14 protein-coding genes and 1 tRNA gene are annotated in these 14,681 nt (G+C 68.2%); 10 read left to right on the top strand and 5 right to left on the bottom strand.

Going from position 1 to position 14,681, the window contains the following annotated elements:
* The first annotated feature begins 35 nt into the window (after nt 1-35).
* Nucleotides 36-680, top strand: coding sequence for a ribulose-phosphate 3-epimerase (gene rpe / locus VMS22_20705; GenBank protein ID HXJ36463.1), 645 nt, complete (start codon nt 36-38; stop codon nt 678-680).
* Nucleotides 681-745: 65 nt separating this feature from the next.
* On the opposite strand, the gene VMS22_20700 is transcribed toward rpe, so the two are convergent.
* Together VMS22_20700 and VMS22_20695 are read right to left on the bottom strand one after the other, a co-directional pair.
* A complete protein-coding gene (locus tag VMS22_20700) occupies nt 746-1,060 on the bottom strand; it encodes a helix-hairpin-helix domain-containing protein (GenBank protein HXJ36462.1) in 315 nt (104 codons plus the stop codon).
* Between the two features lie 254 nt (nt 1,061-1,314).
* Complete coding sequence (locus VMS22_20695) at nt 1,315-2,484, bottom strand: hypothetical protein (protein HXJ36461.1); 1,170 nt, start codon at nt 2,482-2,484, stop codon at nt 1,315-1,317.
* Between the two features lie 98 nt (nt 2,485-2,582).
* On the opposite strand from VMS22_20695, the gene VMS22_20690 reads away from it, so the two are divergent.
* From VMS22_20690 to VMS22_20655, 8 genes are all read left to right on the top strand, one after another.
* Nucleotides 2,583-3,137, top strand: coding sequence for a YSC84-related protein (locus VMS22_20690; protein HXJ36460.1), 555 nt, complete (start codon nt 2,583-2,585; stop codon nt 3,135-3,137).
* A gap of 74 nt (nt 3,138-3,211) precedes the next feature.
* Nucleotides 3,212-3,289, top strand: a tRNA-Pro gene (locus tag VMS22_20685).
* Nucleotides 3,290-3,350: 61 nt separating this feature from the next.
* Nucleotides 3,351-4,007 carry an SH3 domain-containing protein gene (locus VMS22_20680; protein HXJ36459.1) on the top strand — a complete coding sequence of 219 codons (657 nt, stop codon included), beginning with the start codon at nt 3,351-3,353 and terminating at the stop codon, nt 4,005-4,007.
* Between the two features lie 184 nt (nt 4,008-4,191).
* Nucleotides 4,192-5,580 carry an ammonium transporter gene (locus tag VMS22_20675; GenBank protein HXJ36458.1) on the top strand — a complete coding sequence of 463 codons (1,389 nt, stop codon included), beginning with the start codon at nt 4,192-4,194 and terminating at the stop codon, nt 5,578-5,580.
* Nucleotides 5,581-5,694: 114 nt separating this feature from the next.
* Complete coding sequence (locus VMS22_20670) at nt 5,695-6,033, top strand: P-II family nitrogen regulator (GenBank protein ID HXJ36457.1); 339 nt, start codon at nt 5,695-5,697, stop codon at nt 6,031-6,033.
* Between the two features lie 58 nt (nt 6,034-6,091).
* The gene (gene glnA / locus VMS22_20665) at nt 6,092-7,546 is read left to right on the top strand and encodes a type I glutamate--ammonia ligase (GenBank protein HXJ36456.1); all 1,455 of its coding nucleotides are present in this window, start codon (nt 6,092-6,094) and stop codon (nt 7,544-7,546) included.
* Nucleotides 7,547-7,852: 306 nt separating this feature from the next.
* Nucleotides 7,853-9,544 (top strand): arylsulfatase, encoded by a 1,692-nt coding sequence (locus tag VMS22_20660; protein HXJ36455.1) that lies wholly within the window; start codon nt 7,853-7,855, stop codon nt 9,542-9,544.
* A gap of 110 nt (nt 9,545-9,654) precedes the next feature.
* Entirely contained in the window at nt 9,655-11,052 is a 1,398-nt protein-coding gene (locus VMS22_20655; GenBank protein ID HXJ36454.1) for a lysylphosphatidylglycerol synthase transmembrane domain-containing protein, read from the top strand.
* 3 nt (nt 11,053-11,055) lie between these two features.
* Here VMS22_20655 and VMS22_20650 read toward each other — a convergent pair whose 3' ends face one another.
* Entirely contained in the window at nt 11,056-12,324 is a 1,269-nt protein-coding gene (locus tag VMS22_20650) for a C69 family dipeptidase (GenBank protein HXJ36453.1), read from the bottom strand.
* 80 nt (nt 12,325-12,404) lie between these two features.
* On the opposite strand from VMS22_20650, the gene VMS22_20645 reads away from it, so the two are divergent.
* On the top strand, nt 12,405-13,925 hold the full coding sequence (locus tag VMS22_20645; GenBank protein HXJ36452.1) for a tetratricopeptide repeat protein: 1,521 nt from the start codon (nt 12,405-12,407) through the stop codon (nt 13,923-13,925).
* Nucleotides 13,926-13,958: 33 nt separating this feature from the next.
* Here the strand turns inward: VMS22_20645 and VMS22_20640 are convergent, their stop codons facing one another.
* Nucleotides 13,959-14,405, bottom strand: a complete 447-nt coding sequence (locus VMS22_20640; GenBank protein ID HXJ36451.1) for an SRPBCC family protein — start codon at nt 14,403-14,405, stop codon at nt 13,959-13,961.
* Nucleotides 14,406-14,434: 29 nt separating this feature from the next.
* The coding region (locus VMS22_20635; protein HXJ36450.1) for an SRPBCC family protein at nt 14,435-14,681 on the bottom strand (247 nt) is incomplete at its 5' end.

Genomic DNA, 14,681 nt, shown 5'->3' with positions numbered 1-14,681 from the left:
TGGCGCACGTCCCGGCGCTCCGGTAGGAGAGCGCCGTGCCGCTCGTCGCGCCGTCGATCCTGTCCGCGGACTTCGCGCGTCTCGGCGCGGAGGTCGCCGCCGTCACCACTGGCGGCGCCGACTGGATCCACGTCGACGTCATGGACGGGCACTTCGTTCCGCCGATCACGATAGGCCCGCTCGTCGTGCGAAGCCTTCGCCCGATGACGCGGCTTCCGCTCGACGTCCACCTGATGATCGAGTCGCCCGAGCGGCAGATCGACGAGTTCGTCAAGGCGGGCGCCGACCGCCTCACGGTGCACGTCGAGGCGTGTCGCGACGTGCCCTCGGTGCTCGATGCGATCCGGAAGGCCGGCGTGAAGCCGGGGCTGTCCCTCAACCCACCGACGCCGATGGATGCGGTGCAACCGTACCTCGACTCGATCGACCTGCTCCTCGTCATGAGCGTCAATCCGGGATGGGGCGGCCAGCCGTTCGTCGACGGGTCGATGGAGCGGCTCGCGATCGCGCGGCGCATGCGAGCCGAGGCTGGCGCCGACTTCCCCATCGAGGTGGACGGTGGGATCTACCCGCACAACGCTGCGCAAGCCGTCGCGTCGGGGGCCGACGTGCTGGTCGCCGGCACCGCCGTCTTCAAGGAAGCCGACTACGCGGCCGCCATCCGCGCGCTGCGCGGCTGAGGCCGGGGGGACGGGCCGCCCGCCCAGGTGATCGACCCGCCCCCGTATCCGGCCGTACGCCGCGGTCAGCTACCGCGGCCCGCCCGCGACGCGGCGTCGCCGACGGTGACCTGGTCCTTGATGCTGTCGTAGAGCTTGTCGCCGATGCCCTTCACCTTGCGCAGGTCCTGAGGCTTCTCGAACGGCTCCTTCGCCCGGTACTCGACGATGGCCTGCGCCTTCGCCGGACCGATGCCGGGCAGCCGCGCGAGCTCGGCGGCGCTCGCCGTGTTGAGGTTCACGCGCGCTCCGGGCGCGTCGGCCGCGACGGCGCGCGCGACCGGCGCCAGGGTGAGCCCGCAGAGGAGCCCCGCTGCCACCACCTTCTTCCATGCCGTCATCATCCACCTCCTTGCGTGGCGCCTCTGCGGGCGCCGCTGGTGTGAAGGTGGAAGTGCAAGCGAGGTGCCACGAACTCGCCACGGATCGGCGGGCCGACGCCGCCGACGGCGCAACGACCGTTCGAAACGTCGCGTTGCTGCGACGAAAGTCCCTTGACGGCTCGATCACGGCCGCGCCATCGCGGCACCTCTCGTGATCGCCGTTCCCCGTCGCGCGCAGGTCGCGCGGCGCGACTTGCGCGAGAGCCGCGCGCTCACGTGAGCAGGTGCAGCAACCCCTTCACGATCTCCGACACCGGCATCACCGTGGCGACCAGGGGCAGCACGGGGATCAGGCCGGGCACCACCATGCCGATGAAGTCGCCGAGCTGCACCGGCACGAGGCGGACGTTCTTCACTCGCTCGTAGCTGGTCCCGAGATCGGCCAGCGACTGGATGTCCCCGGAGCCGAGCGGCGACTCGCCGGGCGTGCCCGGGTCGATCCACTTGCGCGCGAAGAGCTGCGTGTACTGCGTCGCGAAGGTGTCGTACTCCAGACGCGCCTCGCGCTTCAGCTTTGCGAGCTTCGGCACGAAGACGAGGAGCGGGCTTCCGAAGATGGCCAGCGCCAGCACGAAGAGGGCCGCGTAGCTGAACTGGTACTGCTCGAGCTTGGCTCCGGTGAACAGGATGCGGTTCGCGATCTGGCTCGACACGACGGCGCTCATCGCGAACAGGAGCAGGCCGAAGGGCACGCATGCCGCGCCGAGAAAACCGAGACCCCCGGCGCCGTCGGGATGCGTCGGCGTGAGCTCCAGGTCGAGCGACTGGACCTTGGCGAGGAAACGCGTCCAGACGACCATGCGATAGATCCAGCGGTAGACCAGGAACTGGACGATCGGTATCGAGACCAGAACGTACCAGTAGCCGGAGCGTGAGATCTCGCCCTCGTGCGGCGAGAACCAGATGTCGCCCTGCTGGGTGGTGATCCTCGTGAGGACGCCGACGGCGGTCATGTACGCCGCAGCCAGCACCACGAGCTCGGCGACGCGCGAATCGCGGAACCGCACCGCGTCCACGATGATCTTGGCGAACCGTTCGTGCTGCTCCCGGCGCACGAGCCCGGAGACGATGAAGTGCGCCGTCACCTGCCGGAGCCGGCGCCCGATCGGGATCTCGGCGAGCACCAGCACCGGCAGGGCGAACAGGAACCGCACGTGCGCAGCGATGTCACGCAGGAAGGGAATCGGCACCCCGCCCGTCGCGAGCCCTTCGCTCAGCGACAGGACGAGGAGCGGCACCCAGGCCACCCCGGCGAGCACGAGGGCTTCTCGCCGCGAGCCCGGCGCGATCGGCGCGAGCCGCAAAGTGCGGAGCAGGACGGCGCCGGGCCCTCCTTCGGTCAGCAGGAACGGCGGGACGTCCTGGGCGGCGTTCGGGCTCATCGATCCCCTCCCGTGACGCGCACCAAGACCCGGGAGCGACTGCCGCGTCAAGAGGCCCGCTGTTGACGGCGCATGGCCTCGCGTCCTAAGCGGGCGCCATGAACGCCACACGACGAACGATGATCCTCGCCGCCGCGACCGTAGCCGTCCTCGCCATGCGCCCGACCGCGGCGCATGCGAGCGCCGCGTCGCTGCGGGCGGATTCCAGCGCTGCGCTGAAGCAGCTGTACGCGACCAATCCGAGCGCGAAGATCCTCGGCGAGAAGGCGAAGGCCGTGCTCGTCTTCCCGAAGATCGTGAAGGCCGGTTTCATCTTCGGCGGGCAGGGCGGCGACGGCGTCATGCGCCAGGGCGGCAAGACCGTCGGCTACTACCGGAGCGTCGCCGCGTCGTACGGCTTTCAGGCGGGCGTCCAGTGGTTCGGGTACGCGCTCTTCTTCATGACCGACTCCGCCGTGAAGTACCTGAACGAGTCCAAGGGATGGGAGCTCGGTTCGGGTCCGAGCCTCGTCATCGTCGACGAGGGGTTCGCGAAGTCGATCTCGTCGACCACGCTCACCCAGGACGTCTACGCGTTCATCTTCAACCAGAAGGGGCTCATGGGCGGTATCGGGATCCAGGGCGCCAAGATCACCCGGATCCACCCGAAATAGCAGCGCCGTCGCAATCTTCCCTTTCGGAAACGCGTGTGTTAATGCCCGACTTCGCTCGATTGCCGTGATTTGCACGGGGTGTGGCTCAGCCTGGCTAGAGCACTGCGTTCGGGACGCAGGAGTCGCTGGTTCAAATCCAGTCACCCCGACCATCTCCCTCACGGCGATCGGGTGCCACGGCCTTCGGGCTCAAGGAGAGTAGGCGCGACGACGGTGGGGCGGGGCTCGCAGTGGAAGCTGGGATGGCTCGTTGCCACCGTCGCCGCTCTCGTGGCGCTCGCCCGCGCCGACGCAGCCACCGTCAACAAGAAGGCGCGCCTGCGCGTGGGGCCGAGCAAGGACACCACCCTGCTCGGCTGGATCGAGGAAGGCACCGTCGTCACGACCGACGGCGAGCGCGCCGGCTGGTACCTCGTGCACACGCCCGACGGCCAGACGGGGTACATCTGGCAGGACCACTTGAACCTCGACCCGAGCGAGCGCGTCGTGTCGGGACCGACGACGGTCACTACTGCAGCGCCCGCATCGAGCTCGACCACCGTACCCGTGGCCCCGCCCACGACCATCGCGACCGAGGCGCGAACCCCGACTCCACCACCTCCGGTCCCGCCGCCCGCGCCGGCGGCCGAGCCCGAGCCCGCCGTGGGCGCCGAGCTCGAACGTCTGCGCACCGAGGTCGCCCGACTCGCGACCAACCAGCAGGAGCTGGTCCAGCGCCTCGAGCGCGACGGCACCGGGCCGATCGATTCCGGGCCGGAGCCGAGCGCGGGTCCCGCCGTCATTTTCCTCGCCATCGGCGCGATGATCGGATGGATCGTGCACTGGGCGCTGCAGGTCCGCCGCGACCGCCGCCCGCGAATCCGCCTCTGACCCCACCTCCGGACGTCCTGCTCGACAAGCAGGCGGCGCTTGGGAAATAAGCACCAGCGGAGGGGGGACTACCCCTCAGCTCGCGGATTTTCCTCCGATTCCAATTCCGGACGGGGGTGGCATCACGGTTGCTCACCACATCTCAAGGGGGGACTTTTCGATGCGAGGACTTCGTTTGCCCAGAATCCGACATCTGGTGACTGCGACTGCGACGGCTGCCGCCGTCCTCGGTCCCGTCACCCTCGCTTTCGCCGACGAGGCGCCGAAGATCGATACCGGCGACACGGCGTGGATGCTCACGTCGACCGCGTTGGTGCTGCTCATGACCGCCCCGGGGCTGGCGCTCTTCTACGGCGGTCTCGTGCGCGGGAAGAACGTGCTCAGCGTGCTGATGCAGAGCTTCATCCTCATGGCCGTCATCTCGATCCAGTGGATCGTGTACGGCTACAGCCTGGCGTTCGGACCCGACCACGGCCACTTCGTCGGCGGCCTCGATTGGGTCGGGCTCGCGGGCGTGGGCGCGGATCCGAATCCGGACTACGCGGCCACCATCCCGCACATGCTGTTCATGGCCTTCCAGATGGCGTTCGCGATCATCACGCCGGCGCTCATCACCGGGGCGTTCGCCGAGCGCATGAAGTTCAGCGCGTTCCTGGTGTTCTCGATTCTCTGGGCGACGCTCGTCTACGATCCGCTCGCCCACATGGTGTGGGGCAAGGACGGATTCCTCGGCATCACGGGCACGGGCGGCCTCGGCGCGCTCGACTTCGCCGGCGGCACGGTCGTCCACATCAGCTCCGGCATGTCGGCGCTCGTGTGTGCGCTCGCGCTCGGGAAGCGCCTCGGTTTCGGCGCCGATCCGATGCCGCCGCACAACCTGCCCTTCACGCTCGTCGGCGCGGCCCTGCTCTGGTTCGGGTGGTTCGGGTTCAACGCGGGCAGCGCGCTCGCGTCGAATGGCCTTGCCGTGAGCGCGTTCGTCGCCACCAACACCGGATCGGCGGCGGCGGCGATCACCTGGATGCTCGCCGAGTGGGCCCGCAACGGCAAGCCCACCATGCTCGGTGCGGCGTCCGGCGCCGTCGCGGGCCTGGTGGCGATCACACCGGCGTCCGGCTTCGTCACACCCATGGCGTCGATCGTGATCGGCGGCGTCGCGGGCGTCCTGTGCTGGTACGCGTGCTCGCTCAAGATGCGCATCAAGCGCTACGACGACGCGCTCGACGTCGTCGGCGTGCACTGCGTCGGCGGGACGTGGGGCGCGCTCGCGACCGGGCTCTTCGCATCGACCGCCGTCAACTCGGTCGTGAAGACGCAGGGCCTGTTCGTGTCGGGCGAGATGGGCCAGCTCGTGATCCAGATCGAGGCCGTGCTGGTGACGTTCGCACTCGCGATCGTGGGCAGCGTCGTCTGCCTCGCGATCACGAGCCTCGTCACGCGCGGTCTCCGCGTCCAGCAGGACGACGAGTTCTCGGGTCTCGACCTCTCGCAGCACAGCGAGAGCGCGTACGTGTTCGGCGCGGGCGGCTACGAGTCCACGACGTCGGCGGGCGGGACGGCGCATGCGATGTGACGAGCGAGCCGTCGTGCTGACCGCCAAAACGCAGCGAGGAAGCGGACGATCTTTACAACCGCGGAGAGCTTGGCGTAAGGGAAGCCCTTTCCCCGGTTTCAAACGGAGGGTTCCATGAAGAAAATCGAGGCGATCATCAAGCCCTTCAAGCTCGACGAGGTGAAGGAGAGTCTCTCGTCGGTCGGAGTCCAGGGGCTCACGGTCACCGAGGTCAAGGGCTTCGGTCGTCAGAAGGGCCACACCGAGCTCTACCGGGGCGCCGAGTACGTCGTCGACTTCCTCCCGAAGGTGAAGCTCGAGATCATCGTGCGCGACGAGCAGGTCGCCGAGGTGGTCGAGACGATCGAGAAGGCAGCGAAAACCGGACGCATCGGCGACGGCAAGATCTTCGTTCTTCCCGTCGACGAGATCATCCGCATCCGGACGGGCGAGCGCGGCGGCGCCGCCATCTGATCCCCAGAAACGACACGCAGACACGCGCCGCGGGCGCGGGGCCTTAGGAGGGGCTCGCATGGCAACACAGACACCCAAGGACGTTCTCAAGTTCGCCAAGGAGAACAAGGTCGAAGCGGTCGACTTCAAGTTCTGCGATCTCCTCGGCACCTGGCAGCACTTCACGATCCCGACGAGCGAGCTCTCCGAAGAGGTCTTCGAAGAGGGCTCGGGCTTCGACGGCTCGTCGATCCGCGGCTGGCAGGCGATCAACGCGTCGGACATGCTCGCGATCCCCGATCCGGCGACGGCGGTGATCGATCCGTTCATGACCAACCCGACGCTGTCGCTCACCTGCAGCGTCATCGATCCGATCACGAAGGAAGAGTACAGCCGCGACCCGCGCAACATCGCGAAGAAGGCCGAGGCGTACCTGAAGCAGACCGGCATCGGCGAGATCTCGTACTTCGGCCCCGAGCCGGAGTTCTTCATCTTCGACGAGGTGCGCTACGAGCAGAACCAGCACACCGGCTACTACTCGGTCGACTCGGCCGAGGGCCAGTGGAACACCGCGCGCGCGAGCGATCCGGTCAACGATCGCGGCGGCCGCATCGTCGAGGGCAAGAACCTCGGCTTCAAGCCGCGCTACAAGGAAGGCTACTTCCCGGTCGGCCCGACCGACAGCCAGCAGGACATCCGCGCCGAGATGGTGCGCGAGATGGAGAAGGTCGGCATCCGCGTCGAGAAGCACCACCACGAGGTGGCGACGGCCGGCCAGGCCGAGATCGACATGCGCTTCCTGTCGCTCACGAGGATGGGCGACGCGCTCATGTGGTACAAGTACATCGTCAAGAACGTCGCGCGCCGGTGGGGCAAGACGGCGACGTTCATGCCGAAGCCGGTCTTCGGCGACAACGGCAGCGGCATGCACTGCCATCAGTCGATCTGGAAGGGCGAGAAGCCGCTGTTCGCCGGTGACAAGTACGGCGGGATGAGCGAGCTCGGCCTGCACTACATCGCCGGCATCCTGAAGCACGCGCCGGCGCTCGCCGCCATCACCAACCCCGGCACGAACTCCTACCACCGCCTGGTGCCGGGCTTCGAAGCACCCGTGAACCTCGCGTACTCGAGCCGCAATCGCTCCGCGGCCGTCCGCATCCCGATGTACTCGCCGTCGCCCAAGGCGAAGCGCATCGAGGTGCGCTTCCCCGACCCGACGGCGAACGGCTACCTCGCCTTCGCGGCCATGTTGATGGCCGGCCTCGACGGCATCGAGCGGCGCCTCAACCCGGGCAACCCGCTCGACAAGGACATCTACTCCCTCACGCCCGAGGAGCTGAAGGACGTTCCGTCCATGCCGGGCTCCTTGTCGGATGCGGTCGCGAACCTGAAGAAGGACCACGAGTTCCTGCTGAAGGGCGACGTCTTCACCGAGGACCTGATCGAGACCTGGATCGAGTGGAAGACGGGCGAGATCGACGCGCTCCGCCTCCGCCCGCATCCGTACGAGTTCCACCTCTACTACGACGCCTGATCCCTCGGATCTCGCGCGGTAAATCGACGGCGGAGGGGCCACGGGCCTCTCCGCCGTCGTCGTTTTCTTCTCATGCGAGCGCGCGTGCGCCGGTCCGGATGGCGACGCTGCGGAAGTTCGATGCGCCTGGAATGATGCGCCCCTGCATGCCACAGGCTGGCCCAAACGAGGCAACCCGTGGTCGTGATGTCCAGACGGCCATTGACCCGGATCGCGCATCCTTCCAATGAGGCGACACGAACTCATGTGAGGCTGCGCAGCGTGAGGATCGTCTCGCGCGCCGTGCAAAACCAGAGGGAGGAGCACATGAAGCACGCGATCGCCGTCGTCGGACTCGTTCTCGCCTCGCTCGTACCGGTCGTCGCCGCCACCGCGGCGGACAAGCCCAACATCCTCTTCATCATGGGAGACGACATCGGCTGGATGCAGCCGAGCATCTACCACCGCGGCCTCATGGTCGGTGAAACGCCCAACATCGACCGCATCGGACAGGAAGGCGCGATCTTCATGGACTACGTCGCGATGCAGAGCTGCACCTCCGGGCGCAACGCATTCTTCACCGGCATGTATCCGCTGCGCACGGGCATGATCCCGCCGCAGCTGCCCGGAAGCCCCTCCTACCTCCGCCCCGGTACGCCGGCGCTCGCCCAGTTCCTGTTCGACCAGGGCTACACCACCGGCGAGTTCGGCAAGAACCACCTGGGCGACCATACGGCGGCGCTGCCGACGGCGCACGGCTTCCAGGAGTACTGGGGCTACCTCTACCACCTCGATGCGATGCAGCAGGTGAGCTTCCCAGACATCAACAGCACGCCGACGGTGCAGGGCGTCGCTCCGCCCTGCAAGAACACGCCGATCCCTGGAGTTCCGGAGGTTCCCGGTGCCGTGGACCAGAAGACGACGCTCTGCTTGATGCCGCCGCGCCCGGTCCTCGCGTGCAAGTCCTCCGACGGCACGGAGAAGAACCAGACCTGCAAGGACGAGGGACCGTTGACGCTCGACCGTTCGAGAACGGTTGACGAGGAGATCTCCAGCCACGTGATCGACTTCCTCGACCGCAACGATCCGAAGAAGACCAGCAAGCCCTTCTTCGTCTGGTACAACCCGGCGCGCATGCACGTCGTGACCGTGCTGTCGCCGAAGTACGAGGCCATGCTGGGCGTGAAGGGCGGCAAGGACTGGGGCGTCAACGAAGCCGGGATGAAGCAGATGGACGACAACATCGGCCTCGTCCTGAAGAAGCTGGAGGACATGGGCCAGCTCGACAACACGATCGTCGTCTTCACCACCGACAACGGGGCCGAGTCGATCAGCTTCCCCGACGGCGGCGTCACTCCCTTCAAGGGCCAGAAGGGCGAGGCGTGGGAGGGCGGCTACCGGGCGCCCTGCGTCATCCGTTGGCCGGGGCACATCAAACCCGGCACCGTGTTCAACCAACTGTTCGCCGCCCTCGATTGGGTCCCCACGTTCGTCGACATCGCCGGCGGTCCCAAGGGCGACGGGCTGAAGCAGCAGATCGAGGCTGGCAAGTATCCCGGCATCGTCAAGACGACGCTCGACGGCTTCGACCAGCGCGAGTACCTCGAAGGCAAGACCGACAAGTCGGCGCGCGACTACTTCTTCTATTTCTCCGGCGCGACGCCGTCGGCGGTCCGCTACAAGAACTGGAAGATGTACTACAACATGTCGCAGCCCGGGCCGGCCGGCTGGATCATGCCGCTCGTCCCGTTCCACTTCACCCTGGTCCAGAACATCAAGCGCGATCCCTTCGAGCAGATGGTCGGCATAGACCAGAAGTCGGCCATGAGCCTTGGTGGTGCGCTCAGCGCTCCGATGACCGCCTTCCAGTACGACTGGAACATGCTGCCCATCGGGCAGCAGCTGTGGATGGAGGAGCTGATGTCGTACGAGAAGTTCCCGCCGCTGCAGGCGCCCGAGTCGTACAACCTGAGTGGGATCCTCGATGAGATGAAGAAGAGGAGTCACGCGAGCGACTAGCCACCCGATCGCTCGGATCGCGTGCATCGCAAACCACACGGCGGAGCGGGCCCCACGGCCCCTCCGCCGTTTGTGTTTTGCGGCGGGCCCGTGTTGTCGTGGCCCCCCGCATGAAGGCGCTCCTGAGCTTCCTCCTCAAGTTCGGCGTCACGGTCGCGATCTTCGTCGGCATCTTCCTCGAGTTCGGCGGCGGCTGGGTGCCGGTCGACGCGTCGTCGCTGCGTCAACCCGGCGCGTTCGAGGTGTCGAACCCGGCTGCGTCCGGCATCGTCGGCCAGCTCCAGGCCCGCCTGCGGGGAACGACGCTTCCGCCGGCTCGCATTGCGACCACGATCGAGAAGGTGTGCGTCGAGGCCTCGGAGCAAGCGGTCTTCGTCCACACGGCCGATGGCGGCTGGGCGCGGTGGAAGCCGCTCCGCCACTGCGGCGACGGCGGCCTCACGACGGTCTACCGCAAGACCGGTGAAGACACCTACGAGCCCGTCCCGCTCGCGGAGGCGACGGGCACGGTCTACTTCCGCCGGCAGGGCTTCCAGCTCGTGCCGGCCGAGTTCTCCGAGCTGTGGGCGGAGATCCGTAACCTCAAGCCGTCGATCTTCGTGCCGTGGTTCATCGCGGCCATGCTGGTGAAGCTGGTCGGCATCTTCGCCAACGTGTGGCGGTGGCAGATCCTTTTGCAGGGCCAGGGGATCGACCTCAAGTTCGGGTTCCTCTCCAGCACGTACTTCATCGGGCGGTACTTCGGCATCGTCACGCCGAGCACGATGGGGCTCGACGCCTGGCGGCTCTACGAAACGATCCGACTCACCAGGAAGCCCATCGAGTGCACGACGGCCCTTGCCGTCGAGCGCGTGATCGGGCTCGTCGGGCTCTTCGCCGTGATCTTGATGTTCATGCCGTTCGCCGGCCGGATCACCGAGGGGCAATCGTTCGGCGAGATGGTCGGCGCCATGAAGGTGCCGTTCGCCGCCGCGCTCCTCATGGGCGTGCTCCTCCTCCTCCAGCCGGCGTGGTTCCGCGGCCTGCTCCGCTTCGTGCCGACGGCGCGTGCGAAGAAGTTCGCCGGCAACGTGATCGACGCCGCGACCGCGTACTCGACCCACCGCGGCCATCTGCTCATCGCCCTCGCGATGGCGATCGTCGGCCAGCTGACGACGACCCTCATGTACTTCTGCAACGCCATGTCCATCGCGACCCAGAACGTCCACGCGAGCGAGGTGCTGTTCGCGTCCGCCGTGATGACGTTCGGCACGTTCGTCGCGCCGTCGGCGTCGGGCGAGGGCGTCCGCGAGCTCGTCTTCGTGTGGCTCCTCGGCTCGAAGGCCGGCGCCGCGAAGGCGTTCCTCATCGGCAACCTCGGCTTCTGGATCGAGAAGGTGCCGCTCTCGATCCCGGGCGGCCTGATCCTGCTCTTCCGCCGCGATCCCACGCTGCGCGCGGTGACGCGCGAGGATCTCGAGCGCGTGCGACACGACGCCGAGGTCGAGCGCCGCGCGACCGGAAGCTGACCTTCAGGCGATCTCGCGCGCGAGCGCGGCGGCGCGCACGAGCAGGCGATCGACGGCGCTCTCCATGAACGTGGTCAGCCTCGCCGACGGGTCCACGTCCCGGCGGGCGGCCGCCTCGACGTCGCGGGCTTCGGCGGCCAGCACCGCCTCGAGCTCGTCCCAGCGCGCACGCACGACGGGACCGTGGCGCGCGACGTCCTGCTCGACGAGCGTCAGCAGCTCGCGCATGCGCCACCACGGGCTCGCGGGATCGGGATCGGCACCCCCGACGGCGAGCCGGCGCGGCAGCGGCGCCTGTGGATAACACGGCAGGAACGCCCCCACGCACGGGCTCCCGAGCGACACCCAGCCGCGCACCAGCGCGTCGGGATCCGCGGGCAGCTCCATCACCATCGAGGCCGTCGTGTTGTCGAGCGGATCGGCGTGCATGCAGATCGAGAAGTAGTGCGGGTCGGTCATGTCGAGCGGCCGATGAACCGCGCCGGCGTCGTAGTGGTCGCGCAGCACCGATCGGAGCGTCGCCGCCGTCACCTGCCCGTGCGCCTCGGCGAGCAGCGCGCCGCCGCGTCGCCGCCGCGCGGCGCACAGGTTCGGCGGCATGCTCGCGTCGTCGTTGTAGGCCTTCGCGAAGTCGACGCGGCCCGCGGTGGCGGGCCACCAGCCCTGCTCGACCGCGAAGGCCGTCACGTCGCCCGAGCCGCGCGTCCACTCGAGACCGATCGCGAGCCCGTTCGAGATGTTCGCGGCGTTCACGACCGGCCGCGCGACCCAGTGCCGCCCCGAGGTCTCGAGGACCCACGCGCGCGACGGGTCGGCGACGAGGAACGCGTTGTGGTACGGCCACTCGAGGTGCACGTGGCCGGAGCCGCCCTGCCCGTGCGCCTCGATGAGCCCGGTCATCACCTCGAGCGCCTCGGTCGCGGTGCGTCCCCGCTCGAGCCCGAGCCGCACGAGGTCCATCCCGACGAGCCCAGTCGGACCGAGCCCCTCCTTGCAGAAGACGGTCTCGTTGCCGATCGCGACGCGGTGCTCGTTGACGCCGTGCTCGAAGCCCCACAGCCACCAGGGCTGCGAGCCCACGACCGCCGCCGTCTCGGCGACGTCGGGAATCTCGACGTACTGGCAGCGCAGGCGCGCGCCGGCGTCGCTGCGACGCCGCGGGAATTGCACGATCCGCTGGCACTCGCGCGGCGGCCGGTCGCTGTTCTTCGCGAACAGCGTCGCTCCGCCGCGGGTGGCCGGGCCGAGCGCGACGAACGTATCGCAGCCCATGGCTGCTGCTCGCCCAGCTTCGACCTCGCTGTCAAGCTGTTTGACCGTCGCGGGACCATCGGAAATGATCCGATGCTTCGATGCCGGCTCGATTCTGCCCGCAGTGCGGGACGCCTGCGGCCCCCAAGGCGAAGTACTGCATCGAGTGCGGGGCGTCGCTCACCGGGGGCGGGGCCAGCGCCGCGGCGGCGCGCGGCGGCGGGTGGCAGCTCACGGCCGTCGGCGGCAGCGTGCTCGGGTTCTTCCTGGTCGCGGGTCTCGGCATCTGGGCGGCCATTCTCTCGCCCGAGGGTCCGAAGCCGGGTCCGGGCCGCGGCGCCGGCCGGCCCAACGCGTCGCAGGCGCAGGCGACGGCGCAGGACGATCTTCCGCCCGACCACCCGCGCGTGCCGATCCAGATCCCGGCCGAGGTGAAGACCTTCATCGACGACCTCGCCAAGAAGGCGAGCGCCGACCCGAAGGACATCGCCACCTGGAGTCGCCTTGCGCAGGTCTACTACCGCACCTCGCAGGTCGATCCCGCCTACTACGACAAGGCGCGCGAGACCTACGAGCACATCCTGGAGATCGACCCGAAGAACGCCGATGCGCTCCGCGGCCTCGCGAGCGTCCACTTCGAGCAGGACGAGCCCGACGAGGCGATCGCGCTCTACGAGCGCTACCTCGCCATCAAGCCCGACGACCAGCCGACGCGCACGGCGCTCGGCGCGTCGTACCTGTCGGCCGGGAACGTCGAGAAGGCGACCGCGATCCTGCGCGACGTGATCGCGAAGAAGCCCGACACGTGGCCGGCGCAGTACTACCTGGGGATCGCGCTCGATCAGCAGGGCGACAAGGCCGCGGGCCTGGCGGCCGTGAAGAAGGCCCGCGAGCTCGCGACGGAGCCCAGCGTGCGCGCGCAGATCGATCAGACCATCGCGCGCATGAGCGGGCAGCCGCCGGCGGCGGCCACGGCCGAGGATACGTCACCCGCCGCCGCGCCGGCCGCGAGCCTGACGCCCTTCCAGAAGGAGGTCGAGGACGCCTTCCGCGCGCACCAGATCATGGGGCCGCGCATCGCGCGGATCGACTGGACCACGCCCGGCACGGCCCGCGTGGTCATGCGGAATTTCCCGATGGGCGGGATGCCGGACGAGGTGAAGCAGAAGTTCACGAGCCGCCTCGCCGACACGCTGCGCGACGCCGCCGCGAAGAATCCGCCCGGCGGCCGGGTGAAGGTGGAGATCGCCGACGAGACGTCGGGCGCCGTGATGGCGACGGTCGAGCCTTCGGCGGGCACCCCGGAGAAGCCATCGGCCGCCGCGAACGCGACGCCCTTCCAGAAGGAGGTCGAGGACGCCTTCCGCGCGCACCAGATCATGGGGCCGCGCATCGCCCGGATCGACTGGACCACGCCTGGCACGGCCCGCGTGGTCATGCGGAATTTCCCGATGGGCGGGATGCCGGACGAGGTGAAGCAGAAGTTCACGAGCCGCCTCGCCGACACGCTGCGCGACGCCGCCGCGAAGAATCCGCCCGGCGGTCCGGTGAAGGTGGAGATCACCGACGAGGGATCGGGCGCGGTGATGGCGACGGTCGTCCCGTCGGCGGGGGCAAGCTGACGCCTCGGGTTGCTCGCGAGCCGACCGGCGCCGCTACCCTGGGATCTCGGGCTCGACGAGCGTCGCGAGCTGTGCGAGCGACTCTTGCCAGCCGAGGTAGCACATCTCGGTTGGGATGGCTTCGGGCAGCCCCTCCTGGACGACCTCGAGCTCGGTGCCGCAGGACACCTGCCTCAACGTTGCCGTGGTTTGCATCTCTCCCGGCATGTTCGGATCGTCGAACCGGTCCGTGTAGCGGATCTTCTCGTTCGGCACGAGCTCGCGATACTCGCCGCCGAAGCTGTGGCCGTTCCCGGTGGTGAAGTTCGTGAACGACATCTTGTAGGTGCCGCCCACTCTGGGATCCATGTGGTGCACCTTGCAGGTGAATCCGTACGGCGGAAGCCACTTGGCCATCGCGTCGGCGTCAAGAAACGCCCGGTAGACGCGATCGGGATTCGCACGGAGCACGCGATGCAGTCGGATGGTGCCTGTGGACATGTCGATGGTCCTTTCCATTGCGTGACGCGTCACGCGGCTTCGGCGAGGGACTTCAGATTCGCGAGGCCGGTCTCGAAATCCTTCCCGATCATGCTGTCCATGCTGACGAAGACGCCGATCAGCTTCGTCATGTACGTGCTCGGGCCGCGCATGGACCAGGTGAGGCTGGTGGCGTCGCCTCGCGGCTCGACCGTGAACTCCGCGACGTTGTGCGCTTCGAAGGGCGAGATGAAGTCGAGCTGGATGGTGGTCTGGGAGGGCGAGACCTCGATGATC

Source organism: Candidatus Eisenbacteria bacterium (assembly GCA_035577985.1).
In the GTDB taxonomy this organism is placed as follows: domain Bacteria; phylum Desulfobacterota; class Binatia; order DP-6; family DP-6; genus DATJZY01.
Note: the sequence above shows the minus strand (reverse complement) of the source record. Positions and strands in the feature narration are given on the sequence as shown.

Bases quoted from the DNA above. Each gene is read 5' to 3' on its own strand.
- VMS22_20700 (HXJ36462.1), bottom strand. From the start codon at position 1,060: ATGACGGCATGGAAGAAGGTGGTGGCAGCGGGGCTCCTCTGCGGGCTC.
- VMS22_20695 (HXJ36461.1), bottom strand. From the start codon at position 2,484: ATGAGCCCGAACGCCGCCCAGGACGTCCCGCCGTTCCTGCTGACCGAA.
- VMS22_20690 (HXJ36460.1), top strand. From the start codon at position 2,583: ATGAACGCCACACGACGAACGATGATCCTCGCCGCCGCGACCGTAGCC.
- VMS22_20670 (HXJ36457.1), top strand. From the start codon at position 5,695: ATGAAGAAAATCGAGGCGATCATCAAGCCCTTCAAGCTCGACGAGGTG.
- glnA (HXJ36456.1), top strand. From the start codon at position 6,092: ATGGCAACACAGACACCCAAGGACGTTCTCAAGTTCGCCAAGGAGAAC.
- VMS22_20660 (HXJ36455.1), top strand. From the start codon at position 7,853: ATGAAGCACGCGATCGCCGTCGTCGGACTCGTTCTCGCCTCGCTCGTA.
- VMS22_20655 (HXJ36454.1), top strand. From the start codon at position 9,655: ATGAAGGCGCTCCTGAGCTTCCTCCTCAAGTTCGGCGTCACGGTCGCG.
- VMS22_20650 (HXJ36453.1), bottom strand. From the start codon at position 12,324: ATGGGCTGCGATACGTTCGTCGCGCTCGGCCCGGCCACCCGCGGCGGA.
- VMS22_20645 (HXJ36452.1), top strand. From the start codon at position 12,405: ATGCCGGCTCGATTCTGCCCGCAGTGCGGGACGCCTGCGGCCCCCAAG.
- VMS22_20640 (HXJ36451.1), bottom strand. From the start codon at position 14,405: ATGTCCACAGGCACCATCCGACTGCATCGCGTGCTCCGTGCGAATCCC.